At 69.9% G+C, this 15474-nt stretch carries 11 protein-coding genes; 4 read left to right on the forward strand and 7 right to left on the reverse strand.

What is annotated here, in order from left to right:
• The first annotated feature begins 169 nt into the window (after positions 1 to 169).
• Positions 170 to 769: a TetR/AcrR family transcriptional regulator gene (locus AC1DB8_RS12680; protein ID WP_441418565.1), complete on the forward strand. Its 600-nt coding sequence runs from the start codon at positions 170 to 172 to the stop codon at positions 767 to 769.
• Positions 770 to 1223: 454 nt separating this feature from the next.
• Here the strand turns inward: AC1DB8_RS12680 and AC1DB8_RS12685 are convergent, their stop codons facing one another.
• From AC1DB8_RS12685 to AC1DB8_RS12705, 5 genes are all read right to left on the reverse strand, one after another.
• Positions 1224 to 3053 carry an ABC-F family ATP-binding cassette domain-containing protein gene (locus AC1DB8_RS12685; RefSeq protein WP_441418448.1) on the reverse strand — a complete coding sequence of 610 codons (1830 nt, stop codon included), beginning with the start codon at positions 3051 to 3053 and terminating at the stop codon, positions 1224 to 1226.
• Between the two features lie 93 nt (positions 3054 to 3146).
• A complete protein-coding gene (locus AC1DB8_RS12690) occupies positions 3147 to 4109 on the reverse strand; it encodes a 4-(cytidine 5'-diphospho)-2-C-methyl-D-erythritol kinase (protein WP_476893228.1) in 963 nt (320 codons plus the stop codon).
• Positions 4110 to 4167: 58 nt separating this feature from the next.
• Positions 4168 to 5076, reverse strand: a complete 909-nt coding sequence (rsmA, locus tag AC1DB8_RS12695) for a 16S rRNA (adenine(1518)-N(6)/adenine(1519)-N(6))-dimethyltransferase RsmA (protein WP_476893229.1) — start codon at positions 5074 to 5076, stop codon at positions 4168 to 4170.
• A gap of 140 nt (positions 5077 to 5216) precedes the next feature.
• On the reverse strand, positions 5217 to 6404 hold the full coding sequence (locus AC1DB8_RS12700; protein WP_476893230.1) for a ubiquitin-like domain-containing protein: 1188 nt from the start codon (positions 6402 to 6404) through the stop codon (positions 5217 to 5219).
• A 282-nt stretch (positions 6405 to 6686) separates the two neighbouring features.
• Entirely contained in the window at positions 6687 to 7619 is a 933-nt protein-coding gene (locus AC1DB8_RS12705) for a TatD family hydrolase (protein WP_476893231.1), read from the reverse strand.
• A 159-nt stretch (positions 7620 to 7778) separates the two neighbouring features.
• On the opposite strand from AC1DB8_RS12705, the gene AC1DB8_RS12710 reads away from it, so the two are divergent.
• The 3 genes from AC1DB8_RS12710 to AC1DB8_RS12720 are packed head-to-tail and all read left to right on the forward strand — an operon-like array spanning position 7779 to position 12847.
• The gene (locus AC1DB8_RS12710) at positions 7779 to 8894 is read left to right on the forward strand and encodes an AAA family ATPase (protein WP_476893232.1); all 1116 of its coding nucleotides are present in this window, start codon (positions 7779 to 7781) and stop codon (positions 8892 to 8894) included.
• Between the two features lie 15 nt (positions 8895 to 8909).
• Positions 8910 to 10313, forward strand: a complete 1404-nt coding sequence (locus tag AC1DB8_RS12715) for a DUF58 domain-containing protein (protein ID WP_476893233.1) — start codon at positions 8910 to 8912, stop codon at positions 10311 to 10313.
• The gene (locus tag AC1DB8_RS12720) at positions 10310 to 12847 is read left to right on the forward strand and encodes a transglutaminase TgpA family protein (protein ID WP_476893234.1); all 2538 of its coding nucleotides are present in this window, start codon (positions 10310 to 10312) and stop codon (positions 12845 to 12847) included. Before AC1DB8_RS12715 ends, AC1DB8_RS12720 begins: the two co-directional genes overlap by 4 nt.
• Here AC1DB8_RS12720 and AC1DB8_RS12725 read toward each other — a convergent pair.
• Together AC1DB8_RS12725 and rsmI are read right to left on the reverse strand one after the other, a co-directional pair.
• Positions 12844 to 14343: an NAD-dependent succinate-semialdehyde dehydrogenase gene (locus AC1DB8_RS12725; RefSeq protein WP_441418456.1), complete on the reverse strand. Its 1500-nt coding sequence runs from the start codon at positions 14341 to 14343 to the stop codon at positions 12844 to 12846. The two genes, AC1DB8_RS12720 and AC1DB8_RS12725, sit on opposite strands and share 4 nt — an antisense overlap.
• 199 nt (positions 14344 to 14542) lie before the next feature.
• Positions 14543 to 15460: a 16S rRNA (cytidine(1402)-2'-O)-methyltransferase gene (gene rsmI, locus AC1DB8_RS12730; protein WP_441418457.1), complete on the reverse strand. Its 918-nt coding sequence runs from the start codon at positions 15458 to 15460 to the stop codon at positions 14543 to 14545.
• Between the last annotated feature and the right edge of the window lie 14 nt (positions 15461 to 15474).

Genomic DNA, 15474 nt, shown 5'->3' on the forward strand with positions numbered 1-15474 from the left:
AAGAGACAATTCTGCCACGAAGGATGTTGCTCGTGCGACACAACGCCCGGGGATGGGCACCGCTGTAAGGCATGATGGTGCTGTGAGCAACAGCGCAGGCGTGTCCGGAGGGGCGGACCACCGCACCGGCAGGCCGGTGCGGGCCTCCGGCTACATCCCCAGGTCGCGAATGACCGGGCCCCAGCGGCGCACCCAGCTGATCGGCATCGGCCGGGGACTCTTCGCCCTCCGCGGCCTCGACGGCACCACCCTCGAAGAGATTGCCGCCGCAGCCGGCGTTTCGAAGCCGGTGATTTACGAACACTTCGGCTCCAAGGAAGGCCTCTACACCCAGGTGGTGGAGCACGAATTCCGGATCCTGCTCGGCTCCATCAATGACGCGCTCTCCGAGGAGGCCAAGCCCCGCGTCCTGGTGGAGCGGGCCGCCCTGGCGCTGCTGGGCTACATCGAGGACCGGACCGACGGCTTCCGCATCCTGATGCGCGACGCCCCGCCGTCACAGCCCGAAGGCGCGTTCTCCACCCTGCTCTCGCAGGTGGCGGCACGGGTCGAGTACATCCTGGCCGACGAGTTCGCCCACCGTGGCTTCAGCGCAGCCGACGGAGCCATGTACGCCCAGATGCTGGTCGGCATGGTCGCGATGACCGGGCAGTGGTGGCAGGACAGCCGGACCCCGGACAAACGCGAAGTCGCCGCGCACCTGGTCAACCTCGCCTGGAACGGCCTCACCGGCCTGCAAAAGGACCCGGGACTCCGCAGCGAGGACTGAGCAACCCCGCCCAATGGTTGGTTGCCCAGCGGTCACTTACGCGGCGCAGCGGCCCTGAGCCCGGAACGGGAGCCACAAGCAATCCTCCGTGTGCCCACCCGCGGGACATGCCCGTCCCTGCTCGCGGGCCGAGGGACATGCCCGGCGGCCCCGCTTCACGCCCACCCGAGGGACATGCCCGTCCCTGCTCGCGGACAATGGACATATCACCAATATGCCCATTCCCGGGGCCGAACGACGGACATGTCCGTGAGTCCTGCAGGGTTGGAGCGGGCATGCCCATTCCCGGGCCCGAACGACGGACATGTCCGTGAGTCCTGCAGGGTTGGAGCGGGCATGCCCATTCCCGGGCCCGAACGACGGACATGTCCGTGAGTCCTGCAGGGCTGCAGCGGGCATGCCCATTCCTGACCCTGCACACGGAACATGTCCGGAGAAGACTCCGCCTTGGGCTTTACTCGCCGAGGACCTCGAGGGCTTCGAGCCATTCGAGTTCGAGGGCCTCGCGTTCGGCGGAGAGCTGCTGCAGCTTCGCGTTCAGGCCAGCCAGCTCGTCGAACTTGGAGGCGTCACCGGCGCCGGCGGTCATCTGGGCGTGGATCTTGTCTTCCTGCTGCTTGAGTTTGCCCAGCTGCCGGTCGATCCGGTTCTTGGCCTTGCGGGCGTCGCGCTTTTCGGCTTCGGACGGTCCGGTGGCAGCCGGGGCCGCAGCGGCGCTGGAGGAGGTGACCGGGTTGCCGCCGCCGGTGATGGTGGAGCCTGCCAGCGCAGCCTCGCGCAGTTCCAAGTACTGGTCCACGCCGCGCGGCAGGGCGCGGATCTTGCCGTCACCGAGCAGGGCCATCTGGTGGTCCGTGACGCGTTCCAGCAGATAGCGGTCGTGGCTGACCACCACGAGCGTGCCCGGCCAGCCGTCCAGCACGTCCTCGACGGCGGCGAGGGTGTCCGTGTCGAGGTCGTTGGTGGGCTCATCAAGCATCAGGACGTTCGGCTCCCCCACCAGCAGGCGCAGGAGCTGGAGGCGGCGGCGTTCGCCACCGGAGAGGTCCTTGACCGGGGTCCACTGCTTCTCGTTCGTGAAGCCGAGCTGCTCCACGAGCTGCCCGGCGGTGAACTCCTTGCCGCCGACGTTGAACGATCGCTTCTCGCGCTCGATCACTTCGATGACGCGCAGGTCCTTGACGTCGTCGAGCTCCTTGACCTCCTGGGTCAGGACCGCGGTGACCACGGTCTTGCCGCGCTTGACCTTCCCGGAGGTGGGCTGGATTTCGCCGTTGAGGAGCTTCAGCAGGGTGGTTTTGCCGGCACCGTTGACCCCCACGAGTCCCAGCCGCTCGCCCGGCGCGAGCCGCAGCGTGATGTTGTCGAAGAGCTTCTGCCCGGGCTCGCCGCCGAGGAAGTCGAGGGAGACGTTCTCGAGGTCCAGGACGTCCTTGCCGAGCCGGGCGGTGGCCATCTTGCTCAGGGCCGTCGAGTCGCGTGGCTCCGGGACATCCGCAATCAGGGCGTTGGCTGCCTCGATCCGGAACTTGGGCTTCGCGGTGCGGGCGGGGGCGCCGCGCCGGAGCCAGGCTAGTTCCTTCTTGACGAGCTGCTGGCGTTTGCCCTCCGTCACGGAGGCAGCCCGGTCACGCTCGGCGCGGGCCAGCACGTAGGCGGCGTAACCGCCGTCGAACGGGTCCATGATGCCGTCGTGGATTTCCCAGGTCTTGTTGCAGACTTCGTCGAGGAACCAGCGGTCGTGGGTGACCACGAGGAACGCACCCTGGTTGGGCCGCCAGCGGGTCTTCAGGTGCCGTGACAGCCACGCGACGCCCTCGACGTCGAGGTGGTTGGTGGGCTCGTCGAGCATGATGACATCGTGGTCCTCGATCAGCAGCTTGGCCAGCGCCACACGGCGCTTCTGCCCGCCGGAGAGCGCGTGCACGTTGGCGTGCCAGTCGACGTCGGACACGAGTCCGCCCATGATTTCGCGGATCTGCGGGTTGCGGGCCCATTCGTAGTCGGCCTGGTCCCCGACGATCGCGGCGCCGACGGTGAGGTCGCCGTCGAGCACGTCGCTCTGGTCCAGGTAGCCGATGTTGACCTCGCTGCGCTTGGTCACCCGGCCGGAGTCGGGGGTGGCACGCATGGCCAGCAGCCGCATCAACGTCGACTTGCCGTCGCCGTTGCGGCCCACCATGCCGATCCGGTCGCCCTCTTCAAGGCCGAGGGTGATGCCATCGAGGACGGTACGGGTTGCGTACGAGACCGTGAGGTTCTCGCCGCCGAGCAGGTGTGCCACTGGGAACTGCTTTCCTAGATGAAATGGTCGAGCTAAAGACGCTGCTTAGCTGACGCAGCTCTGACGTATATGACGTATATACGGTCAAAGCTACTAAAGGAGCGTATCGGAAATGATCCGGGCGCCGTGCACCGGGCCGTGGACCGCCAGGGCGTCGAGGCCGTGGTGGCGCAGGTCTTCGGCGAGTCCCTCGGCCGCGGCCGGGCTGTGCGCCAGCAGCGCCACCGTGGGGCCGGAGCCGGAGACGATTCCCGCGATCGCGCCGCAGGATTCGCCCAGCCCCAGGACGTCGCGGAGCCCGGGTGCCAGCTCGATCGAGGCGCGCTGCAGATCGTTGACCAAGACCCGGCTGAGCGCATCGGCGTCGCCGCTGCGGAGCGCGGCGAGGACGCGGGGATCGACGGCGGTGGGCTCCTCGACTTCCACCCCTTCGTCCGCGCGCAGCCGGTCCAGGGTTTTATAGACCGCGGGGGTAGGCAGACCGAAATCCGCGGTGACGAGCACCCAGTCCGTCTGAGCCTTCACCAGCGCCGGGGAGAGCTCGTCGCCCAGGCCCAGTCCGACGGCAGTCCCTCCCAGCAGGGAGAACGGCACGTCGGCCCCCAGCTCGGCAGCGAGGTGGGCCAGTTCGTCCCGGGAGAGCCCGCTGTTCCACAGCGCGTCGCAGGCCAGCAGGGTGGCCGCGGCGTCGGCCGAGCCGCCGCCCATGCCCCCGGCGACCGGAACCCGCTTGATGATTTCGAGGTGCACGCCGGTGGAGTGCTCCGAGACATCGGCCATGATGGCCGCGGCCTTGTACGCAAGGTTGCGTTCGTCGAGCGGGATGTCGACGCCGTCCAGGTCAAGGGTGCTGGCCGGGCCGATGCTGACCGTTATCTCGCCGGTGTCCGTGCTGGTGGCGGCGACCTCTTCATACAGGGATACGGCAAGGTAGACGCTTGCCACCGAGTGGTAGCCGTCCGGGCGTAGCGGTCCGACATCCAGTGAGACGTTCACCTTGCCGGGTGCCTTGACCCGGACAGTCCTGGCGGCAAAGCGCCCTCTCACTGCGTTCATGGCTCCACGCTATGGCATGGCAGGCTGAGGCTCCAAGCAGAACCGTCGGCCGCGGCGCTCAGGTGGCGGGCCGGGCGTGTGCTTCGGCGACGCGGGCGAAGGCGGTGATATCGAGCACTTCGCCCCGGGCGGTGGGGTCGACGCCGGCGGCCCGGAGACAGCGTTCGGCTTCGGCGGCGCTTCCGGCCCAGCCCGCCAGAGCGGCCCGGAGGGTCTTGCGCCGCTGGGCGAAGGCCGCATCGATGACGGCGAAGACCTCTTCCCGGGTGGCGGAGGTTGCCGGCGGTTCCCGCCGGGTGAAGGCGACGAGCCCGGAATGGATCTTGGGCGCCGGCCAGAAGACGTTCATCCCGATCACACCGGCCTTGCGCATGCCGCTGTACCAGGCTGCCTTGACCGAGGGGACGCCGTAGGTCTTGGAACCCGGGCCGGCGGCGAGCCGGTCGGCCACCTCGTCCTGGACCATGACCAGGCCGTGCCGCAGGCTCGGGAAATGCTGCAGCAGGTGCAGCACGACGGGGACGGCCACGTTGTAGGGAAGATTGGCGACCAGCGCCGTGGGCTGCACCGGCAGCTCGGTCACCTTCATCGCGTCGGCGAGGACCAGGTGGAAATTTTCGACGGCGCCGGGGCGCCAGCGTGCCACGGTGTCGGGCAGTTTGGCGGCGAGGACCGGGTCGATTTCGACGGCGACGACCGAGGTGGCGGCGTCCAGCAGGCCCAAGGTCAGCGAGCCGAGGCCCGGGCCGACTTCCAGCACGGTCTCGTCCGCGCTGATGTCCGCCGCGGCGACGATGCGCCGGATGGTGTTGCCGTCGATGACGAAGTTCTGGCCCAGGGTCTTGGTGGGACGGACCCCGATTTCCTCGGCCAGCCTGCGGATGTCGGAGGCGCCCAGGAGCTGCGCTGGGGCACCGGCGGTCGCCGCGGAGCGCTCGACGGGGGCGGAGGGGGTCGGTTCAGTCACCTAGGTATCCTATCCCGCGGCGGCAACGGCGAAGGCCGGTCCCGGGATCCGGGACCGGCCTTCGAAGGTGCGCCGCGGCGGTGGTCAGCCGATGCGGCAACCGTGGTTGCCTGACCGGCCACGCGGGCCGGAATGGGGTGTCAGCTGGAGGCCGCCCAGCCGCAGCCCCACGGGGACAGTCCGCGCTCAGCGTAGACGCGGTTGGCAATGGCAATCTGCTGGGCCTTGCTGGCCTGGCTGGCGTTGGGGGCATACGCGCCGCCGCCGGCACCGAGCCAGGTCTGGACGTCGAACTGGAGCCCGCCGTAGTAGCCGTTGCCGGAGTTGATGGACCAGTTGCCGCCGGACTCGCACTGCGCGATCTTGTCCCACATGCCCACGTTCATCATCGCCGGGGCCGCGGCGCCGGTGTTTGCGGCGGCCGGGGCGGCAGCCTCCACCTTGGGCTTCTCCTTGGTGCCGATGCTGACCTTTTCGGTGACCGGCTCGCGCGTGACCTTCTGGGCCACGAGCGTCCGGGAGGCGATACGGCCGTCCACGAGGACCAGCTTGAAGCTCTTGCTGATGCTGCCGGCCACACCGGCCTGGATGACCTTCTGCTCGCCCTTCGGCAGCGCCGCGTCCTCGGCGGTCAGCGTCTCGAAGGGTACGGCTTCGGTGGTGGCCGCGGTCTTGGACGTGTCAACGCGGGAGACCTTGACCACCATGTTGTTGACGACCGGTGCGTTGCCGGGCTGCGAGGTGCGGTCGCTGGCGCCGAGCTTGACGCCGGCGTCGGCGAGGACGCCGCCGACGGTCGCCGCCGTCGTCATGGTCTTGGTGGCCTTGCCGTCGGCCACGAGGGTCACGGCCTTCGGCGTGGAGATACTGACGAAGGAACCGGAGACGGCCAGCTGCGCGTCCTTCGGAACGGAGATCTTCGAGGCGGAGGCGACGCCGAGTTCCGTCACGAGCCCTTCGACGGTGGGCGCGGTGGTGGTGATGGTCCGCTCGGCGCCGTCCACGCTGACCTTCACGGCCTTGGCGAGGTTGACGTTGATGACGGATCCGTCCTGCACATGGGATTCAGCCGAAGGCGACACCTTGTCGGCGGCCTGCAGCTCGACCTTGGCGCCGCGGACCACTTGGCCGACGGTGCCGCCGAAGGTCTGCACGGAGCTCACTCGTCCGTCGACGTTGAGGGTGACCGTCTTGTTGTTGCCAACGAAGGCGACCAGGCCGAGCACGAGTGCCACGAGCACCACGAGTTGCGCGCCGACCTTGACGAAGCTGAACTTGCCGTCCGATGTGAAGAACTTGACCACGATTGCCCATATCTTTTGGACCATCCGGGCACGGGGAAAAGCGCACACGTTTCCCCGGCGCAAACACCCCCAAGGGCAGCTCCGGAGCAGCTCCGGATATTTGCGGAAAACGCGGGCACCGCCACACTTCCAAACGAGAGCGCACACGTGGATCCTTTGCCACAATGCGCGCCCTGAGGTAGTGAAATTCTCCGAAGGCCTTCCCCGACCCCGGCTAATAGTTGTCCACTGTAACCGTAGCGTTATAAACCAACCAAGATTTTGTACATACCCGGTATGTTGCCAGAGTGACGGCGGGTGCTGCCTTTAGTCCCAGGATCCGTATGCCTGCAGGGTATTTTCGGCCAACTGCGTGCACAGCGCGGAGAGCTCGCGGCCTGTCAATTCCGCCATCGCCCGAACCGTGTAAGGAATCATGTAGCTGGCGTTTGGCCTCCCCCGGTGCGGGTGCGGAGTGAGGAACGGGGCGTCGGTTTCGACCAGGATGCGTCCGGGCTCGGCGATGGCCAGGGCCGCGCGCAGGTTCGCCGCGTTCTTGAAGGTCACCGTCCCGGCGAACGACATGTACCAGCCCTCGGCGTTGCAGGTCCGGGCGAGCTCCTCGCCGCCGGAGAAGCAGTGGAAAACCACCCGTTCCGGAGCGCCCTCCTCCCGGAGCACCTGTACGACGTCGTCGTGGGCGTCGCGGTCGTGGATCTGCAGAGTCAGGCCAAGCCGCTTGGCGATATCGATGTGGCGGCGGAAGGAGTACCGCTGCTGGGCGAGCCCCTCCCCCTCGGTGCGGAAGAAATCAAGGCCGGTCTCGCCGATGGCACGGATCCGCGGGTGGGAGGCCAGCGCCTCGATTTCCGCCAGCGCCTCCTCCAGTTCGCCGCGGGCCGCGTAGGCCGGGGCGTCGTTGGGGTGCAGCGCGACGGCGCCAAGCAGCCGCGAGTCCTCCTCCACCGCCTGCACGGTGAAGCGGGATGACTCAAGGTCGCAGCCCACCTGCACGGCGCCCCGGACCCCCACGGCCTCGGCGGCGTCGAGGGCATCCTTGATGCTGACTGCCGGGCTCCCGTTGGCAAAATCGGCATCCGGGAAGTCCAGGTGGGTGTGGTTGTCCATCACCGGGACGGGCAGCGGTTCCGGCGCCGGCGGATACGGCTTCCGGCCGGACGGGGCAGTTCCGGACGGGCCGGCGCCGCTTCCGTCGCTGCCGGTCTCGCGGAAGGGTGCGGGGATCAGCGGATTGCACATCCTTCCAGCCTAGCTGCGGGCCGGGCGGAGAATTACCCGGAACTCTCTGTCTGCTTTGTCAGTTGTGTTAGTACGCTGATACCAAGACAGGCGTGCAGCAGTGGGGGCCCGGCCTTCGCGCCGCTCCGCCCGGACCGCACCAGGGCTGAAAGGCTGCCGATGGACTACCACCGACGTACCTCCGTTGACGAAGCGCTGCCGGAGCCGCAGGGCCTCCCGGCGCGAGCCGGCGTTATTCCGGCGCCGATGGAGGCCGCGGCATTCCACGCCGCCAGCGAGCGCATCCTGCGGGCCATCAACACGGTGATCGACGGCAAGGCCGAAGCCGCCAAGCTGGCGCTGACTGTGCTCCTCGCCCAGGGCCACCTGCTCCTCGAGGACGTTCCCGGCGTGGGCAAGACGCTGCTGGCCAAGACCCTCGCCCGGACCATCGACTGTTCCGTCAGCCGGATCCAGTTCACCCCGGATCTGCTGCCCTCCGATGTCACGGGCGTGTCCATCTATAACCAGGCCTCCCGGATGTTCGAGTTCCGCCCCGGCGCGGTGTTCGCCAATATCGTGATCGGCGACGAGATCAACCGCGCCTCCGCCAAGACCCAGTCCGCGCTGTTGGAGTGCATGGAGGAGCACCAGGTCACGGTGGACGGGAAATCCTACAAACTGGACGAACCCTTCATGGTGGTGGCGACGCAGAACCCGATCGAGATGGAAGGCACCTATCCGCTGCCGGAAGCGCAGCGCGACCGCTTCATGGCCCGAATCTCGATGGGCTATCCGGACCGCGACGCCGAGATGGAGATGCTGGAGACCCACCAGGCTACGTCCCCGCTGACCAAGGTGACGGCCGTGGTAACCGCGGACGAGGTGGCGTCAATGATCGCCACCGTCCAGCAGGTCTATGTATCCCGCCCGATCAAGGAATACACGGTGGCCCTGGGCCGCGCCACGAGGGAGAGCGCCATGCTCCGGCTTGGCGCGAGCCCCCGGTCCATGCTGCAGCTGCTGCGTGCTGCGAAGGCCACCGCCGCACTGGAGGGCCGGGACTTCGTGCTGCCCGACGACGTCGTGAGCGTGGCGGAATCGGTGCTGGCCCACCGGATCATCCTGGACCGCAAGGCCGCCAGCACCGGAGAGACGCCGCAGAGCGTCATCCGGTCCATCCTCGCGCGGGTGCCGGTCGGGCAGGAAACGGCGCCAGCGCAGGCCCGGACCCGCACCGACGGCGACGGCGGCCGTTCCGCCGCGCGGCCGTCGGCCCTCCCCACCGGCCGCTAGGGGGCTGAGGCGGCCGTGGCGGTGCTGGACCGGTTCCCTAGGCACATCTTCAGCTCGCGCGGCTGGGGCCTGTTGGGAGCGGGCGTCCTGTCCCTGCTGGCCGCTCAAATACTGGGCCGCCGCGACCTGCTGGCGCTGGCGCTCCTGTTGCTGGTCCTCCCGCTGCTGTCCCTTGCCGGCACGCGCGTGCTGAAACCCCGGTTCCGGGTCTACCGCGAGTTCAACCCATCCCCGGTGGAGACCTCCGCGACGACCACCGTCCGGCTGGCGGTGGCCCGCACCGGTCCGGGCAACGGCCTGGCCCTGATGGAGGAGCAGCTGCCGTCCCGGTTCGGGCAGTCCCCGGTGTTCCGCTTCCCGGCGCGGACCGCCGTCGCGGGAACCAGCCGCTACGAATACCAGCTTCGGAGCGCGAAACGCGGCCAGTTCCTGATCGGGCCGGTCACGGCCGAATTCAGCGACCCTTTCGGGCTCTCCGTGCACCGCCACGCGATCGACGCCGGCGACGTCCTCACGGTGACCCCCGCCGCCGTCGAGCTCCCCGCGACCGGGCTCGCGGGCGCACGCGGCCACGACGGCGTCACCGCGACGCGGATCCGCGCGAACCCCAGCGACGACGACGTCATGACCCGCGAGTACCGGCACGGCGATCCGATGCGACGCGTGCACTGGGCGGCGACCGCCCGGCACGGCTCCCTCATGGTGCGGCAGGAGGAATCGGTCACGACTCCGGAAGCCACGATCATCCTGGACCAGCGCTTCCAGGCCTACGCGCAGGGCGCAGGCTATGTTTCCGGCGGCGCGGCCGCGGACGGGCATGAACTGGTCACCAGCGACGCCTTCGAATGGGCCGTCACGGCCGCGATGTCCATCAGCACCCACCTTGGCGAGCGCAACTACGCGCTGCGCTGCCTGGACCCGGCCGGGGATCCAGCCTTCCTGAATTCGCCGTCGGCGCCGGAGCCGGAGGCCGACGAGTACGCCGGGACCGGCGGCCTGCAGTCCATTGCGGAGAGCCTGGCCGCCATCGCGCTCAGCGGTCCGCGCCACGGCGCAGCCGACGCCGGGCCGCAGCCTTTCGACGACCGGCTGATGGACAAGCTCTCCGCGCACCGCCTGCGGGGGCCGATCCTGGCGATCCTGGGCCGTCTCTCGCCGGCGGAGGCGCGCGCGCTGGCCCCGGCGGCGGGGTTCGGCGCGAATGCCTTCGCCCTCCTGGTCACGGACCGCGCGGCTGACACCGGGCCGGTCCTGGAGATCCTGCGCCGCGGCGGCTGGCGCGCCGTCGCCGTCTCCGCGGCTACCCCGCTGCCGGCCGCCTGGTCCGCCTTCGACCAGGACGGCGCCGCCGGGCTTCCGCCGGCCGCAGGATCAGCGGCGGCCGACGGAGCCCGGCCCGTCGCGGGAGGCCGGCGATGACCCTGACCCCGCAGCGCAACAGGGTCCCGGGACCGTCCGCGGCCGAGCCCGGACGGCCCTCCGTCCCGGTGCCGGGCGCGGCCGCCGGGCCGAAGGGTGCCGGTGTCGAGCCCTGGGCAATGGGGCTCGCCGTCGCGGTGGCCGTCGCCGGCGCGGCGCTGGGGCTCAACGGCGTGCTGCGCGGCTGGGCCTGGTACCCGGCGGTGCTCACCACGGTTTTCACCGTCGCGCTGGCGATGGCGGGGCTCCGGGCCCTGCGGCTGCACGGCGTCCTGGTCGGCGCGGGAGGCTTCGTGGTGCTGGCCCTGGTCCTCACCTTCACCTTCTTCCGCCAGCACAGCATCGCCGGATTCATTCCGTCCGGCGACACCATGGCCCAGCTGCAGCGGTACCTGCGGCGGGCCAGCGAGACCGTGCTCGCCGAGAGCTCACCGGTGGCGCCCAACGCCGGCATCGTCCTGCTGATCTGCGGGGTGCTCGGCCTGGTGGTGGTCCTGGTCGACGCCCTCGCCGTCCCGCTCGCGCTGCCGGCGACCAGCGGGCTCGGGATCCTGGCCATCCTGGTGGTTCCGGCCATGGTGAAACCGCAGAGCGTCGGCTGGCTGGGCTTCACCGGCGCCGCGGCGGGCTACCTCATGATCCTGGCCAGCAGCCACTGGTTCCACCCCAACTCCCGGACCCGGGCGGACACGGCGCGCAATCCCGGCCAGCTCAAACGCGCTTCCCTGACCGGGGCGGTGGCGCTGGTCCTGACGCTGCTGTTCCAGCTGGCCATCCCGGGCTTCGACCAGGGCATCTTTCCGCAGGGATCCCGGCTGAATCCCTGGGGATCCGCGAGCGGATTGAACCCTATGATCAGCCTCGGCAACAGCCTGCGCAGCCCCACCGGCGACGGACGGATTACCTACGCCACCAACGCCTCGCAGGCGCCGTACCTGCGCTCCGTCACCGTGGACAGCTTCGACGGCGATGCGTGGGCGCCGGACGACCGTGACGCCAGCCGGCAGCCGGGCACCGGAAGAATGGACCCGGGGCCCGCCCCCAGCGTGGAAGAACAGGTCCGGGTGGTCACGGCCGTCAACACGGGCCAGTTCACGAGCCCGTACCTGCCCGCCCCCTACGCGCCCGAGTCGGTGAACGGCCTGACCGGCCGGTGGAGCTGGGATCCGGCCACGCTGAGCATCAAGGGCCTGGACACCAACTCGCGCAACCAGCAGTACGTTGTGGCGTCGGTGGCGCCGAAGCTCACCCGGGCCGTGCTGGCTGACTCCCCGGACAGGGCGCAGGCGGTGCCGGACACCTTCACCCGGGTCCCCGCCAACGTCCCCCAGATCGTGCGGCAGACCGCGGACACGGTCACGGCGGGAAGCCGCGGCAACTACGCCAAGGCCATGGCGATCCAGCAGTACCTGCGTTCCGCGGAGTTCAGCTACTCGCTCCAGTCCCCCGTCCAGGGTGGCTACGACGGCAACGGGTTGTCCGTGCTGGCGGACTTCCTGGCCCAGAAGAGCGGCTACTGCATCCACTTCTCCTCGGCGATGGCCGTGATGGCGCGGCTGGAGGGGATCCCGAGCCGGGTCGCCGTCGGCTACGCTCCCGGACGCGCCACCGGGTCCACCGTGACGATCCCGGGCCTGGGGGCGCTGCCCGAGTATGAGGTGGACGCCCGTGACGCGCATGCCTGGCCCGAACTGTACTTCCAGGGCGTCGGCTGGGTGGCCTTCGAGCCGACGCCCTCGCGCGGCGTGGTGCCGGGCTACGCCACCGAGCCGGCGGCGCGCAGCGGCGCCAGCACCAACGAGAACAACGATGGCCTGATCCCCGAGGATGACCTCAAACCCACGGCGGCCCCTGCGCCCGCACCGTTGCCGTTGCCCGCAACCGCGGGCGGGGACGGGTCCGGCAGCAGCCTGGCCCCCCTGTTGTACGGCTCCGGCGGGCTGCTGCTGGTGCTCCTGCTGCTGTCGGCCCCGGCGCTGGCGCGCGGCGGCGTCCGGCGGCGGCGGCTCAAGGCCTCCGGCTTGTCGGGGGCAGCCGCCCCGGCCTGGGCGGAGCTGCGGGACCTGGCCACGGACTTCGGGATCCCGCCGCGCAGCAGCGAAACGCCGCGGCATTTTTCCGCCCGGCTGCGCGGTTCAGCGGCGCTCGGCGAGCCGGGCGGCGTGGACGCCCCGGCCCACGCTGCCGTGGCCTCCCTGAGCGCCGACTTTGAACGGCAGCGCTACGGCCGCCCCGGCCCGGACTCCCCGGCGGGCAACTCCCGGCCGGACTCCCGGCCGGACTCCCTGCCGGGCTCCCTGCCGGACTCTCCCGCGGACAGGGTCGAACAGGTCCGGGACGCATTGCGCGCCCACGCTTCGTGGTGGACCCGTTGGCGCGCCATCTGGCTGCCGCCGTCGCTCACGGCCGGCTGGCGGCGCCGGGCATGGACACCGCTGCGGGCCGTTTCGGTCCCGGCCAGGGCAGCCGGACGCGGCGCCGCGGAATCCTGGTCCAGGGTCCGCGACGCCGCCCGCAGGCTTCGCCGAAGCTAGCCGGCGTAGGGGTCGGCGATGCCGATGTACTGCGTGTAGAGGTATTCCTCGATGCCTTCGAGGCCGCCCTCGCGGCCCAGGCCGGACTGCTTGACTCCGCCGAACGGTGCTGCCGCGTTGGACACGACGCCGGCGTTCAGGCCCAGCATGCCGGTTTCGAGGCGTTCGCCCATCCGGATGCCCCGGTTGAGGTCCTTGGTGAAGACGTACGCCACCAGGCCGTATTCGGTGTTGTTCGCGAGCCGGACGGCCTCGTCCTCGGTGTCGAAGGTGATGATCGGGGCGACGGGTCCGAAGATCTCCTCGGACAGGATCCGGGTGCCCTCGGTGACGCCCTTGAGGATCGTGGGCTGGTAGAAGTAGCCCGGACCCTCGACGGCGGCGCCGCCCAGCACTGTCACAGCGCCGGCGTTCACCGCGTCCGTGACGAGCTCGTGGACCTTGTCGCGGCTCTTCGCGTCGATCAGCGGGCCGACCTTGGAGTCCGCCTCGGTGCCCCGGGCCGTGGTCATGTCCTTCATCTTCGCGGCGAACTTCTCCGCGAACTCGTCGGCCACGGACTCGTGCACGATGAAGCGGTTCGCCGCGGTGCAGGCCTCGCCCATGTTCCGCAGCTTCGCCAGCATTGCTCCGGCTACCGCGGCGTCGACGTCGGCGTCCTCAAACACCACGAACGGGGCGTTGCCGCCGAGTTCCATCGAGGTCCGCAGCACCGTCTCGGAGGCGTCCGCGAGCAGCCGGCGGCCCACCTCGGTGGAGCCGGTGAAGGAAAGCTTACGGAGCCGGGAATCCTTGATCAGCGGGCCGGTCGTGGCGCCCGCGGTGGAGGTCGGGATCACGTTCAGCACGCCCGCGGGCAGGCCGGCTTCCAGCATGACGGCAGCAAAGAGCTGCGAGGTCAGCGGCGTGAGGTTCGCGGACTTGAGCACCATGGTGCAGCCGGCGGCGACGGCCGGGGCGATCTTGCGGGTGGCCATGGCCAGCGGGAAGTTCCACGGCGTGATCAGCAGGCACGGCCCCACCGGCTTCTTGGTCACCAGGAGCCGGGACTTGCCGTCCGGGGAAACCGAGTAGCGGCCAAACGCGCGGACGGCTTCCTCGGAGAACCAGCGCAGGAACTCGGCGCCGTACGTGACTTCGCCGCGGGCTTCGGCCAGCGGCTTGCCCATCTCCAGGGTCATCAGCAGCGCGAAGTCCTCGGCCCGTTCGGTGACGAGCTCGAAGGCGCGGCGCAGGATCTCACCGCGCTCCCGCGGCGGGACCTTGGCCCAGGACTCCTGCGCGGCGGCGGCCGCGTCCAGGGCGGCGGCGCCGTCCTCGGGACCGGCGTCGGCCAGGCTCAACAGCACCTTGCCGGTGGCGGGATCCTCGACGTCGAACGTCTTGCCGGACGCGGCCGGACGCCACTGTCCGTCAATCAGCAGGCCTGTCGGCACGGACGCCAGCAGTGCGGCCTCGCGCTCCGCGGTAACGGTGGGCTGGGCAGTTACAGTCACAATGACTCCCTCGTCAGCAATGGGTTCGGAAAATTTTCTGATCAGCCCCGCACCGGCTTGCGCCGCGGGCCTGGACTACTGCCACGGTACTGCCGGGCTCTCCGGGGTGTCTACGCATCTGCGCACTAGACCAAGCCGGATCTGCTGTGCAGCTGCACAACGGCGGCGCGGCCCCGCAGCCCGCGGCCGGAGCCCCGCGTCAGCGCGCGGCGAGAACGGCGGAATAGAGTTCGCGTTTGCTGACCCTGGCGTCATCGGCCACCGCGGCGACGGCCTCCTTCAGCCTGATGCCCTGGGCGATCAGCGCGTTCACGGCCGCGACCTGGTCCTCCGGCTTACCCGGCTCCCGCTCGGGCGCACCGCCCACGACGACGGCGATCTCGCCACGGACCTCGTTGGTTTCGGCCCAGCGGAGCAGTTCGCGCAGGGTCCCGCGGATGACCTCTTCGTAGGTTTTGGTGAGTTCCCGGCAGACGGCCGCGCGGCGGTCGGCGCCGAAGCGTTCGTGCAAGGCCCGGAGCATGGGCTCCAGCCGGTGCGGCGCCTCGAAGAACACCATGGTGCGACGCTCGGCGTCGAGGTCCGCGAGCCGCGAGGTCCGTTCGCCGGCCTTCCGCGGCAGGAAGCCCTCGAAACAAAAGCGGTCCGTCGGCAGCCCGGACAGGGCGAGCGCGGTCAGTACGGCGGACGGGCCCGGAACGGCGGTGACGGTGAGCCCGGCGGCGACGGCGCCTTCGACCAGGCGGAAGCCGGGGTCCGAGACCGAGGGCATGCCGGCGTCGGTCACCATGACCAGGGTCTTGCCGGAGCGGACCTGGTCCAGGAGTTCGCCGGTCTTGGCTGCCTCGTTGTGCTCGTGGTAGCTGATCACCCGGCCCGCCACGGTGATGCCGAGGCTTTGAACCAGCCGGTGCAGCCGCCGGGTGTCCTCGGCGGCGACGATGTCCGCCGTTTCCAGCAGCCCGATCAGCCGGGCGGAGGCGTCGCCGACGTTGCCGATCGGGGTGGCGGCAAGCACGATCCGGCCCGGTCCGGCGGCCGTCCCCGCTGCCGGAACGGCGTCGGCGGAGGCGGGTGCCGGGGAATTGCCTTGGGAGGTGCTTTGTTCGGGATCCACCCCATAAGCCTACT

This window comes from Arthrobacter sp. 10N410 (assembly GCF_056394945.1).

What these genes read in the sequence shown, in the direction of transcription:
- AC1DB8_RS12680 (WP_441418565.1), top strand. Translation starts at nt 170, where the DNA reads ATGACCGGGCCCCAGCGGCGCACCCAGCTGATCGGCATCGGCCGGGGA.
- AC1DB8_RS12690 (WP_476893228.1), bottom strand. Translation starts at nt 4,109, where the DNA reads ATGAACGCAGTGAGAGGGCGCTTTGCCGCCAGGACTGTCCGGGTCAAG.
- AC1DB8_RS12700 (WP_476893230.1), bottom strand. Translation starts at nt 6,404, where the DNA reads ATGGTCCAAAAGATATGGGCAATCGTGGTCAAGTTCTTCACATCGGAC.
- AC1DB8_RS12705 (WP_476893231.1), bottom strand. Translation starts at nt 7,619, where the DNA reads ATGTGCAATCCGCTGATCCCCGCACCCTTCCGCGAGACCGGCAGCGAC.
- AC1DB8_RS12710 (WP_476893232.1), top strand. Translation starts at nt 7,779, where the DNA reads ATGGACTACCACCGACGTACCTCCGTTGACGAAGCGCTGCCGGAGCCG.
- AC1DB8_RS12720 (WP_476893234.1), top strand. Translation starts at nt 10,310, where the DNA reads ATGACCCTGACCCCGCAGCGCAACAGGGTCCCGGGACCGTCCGCGGCC.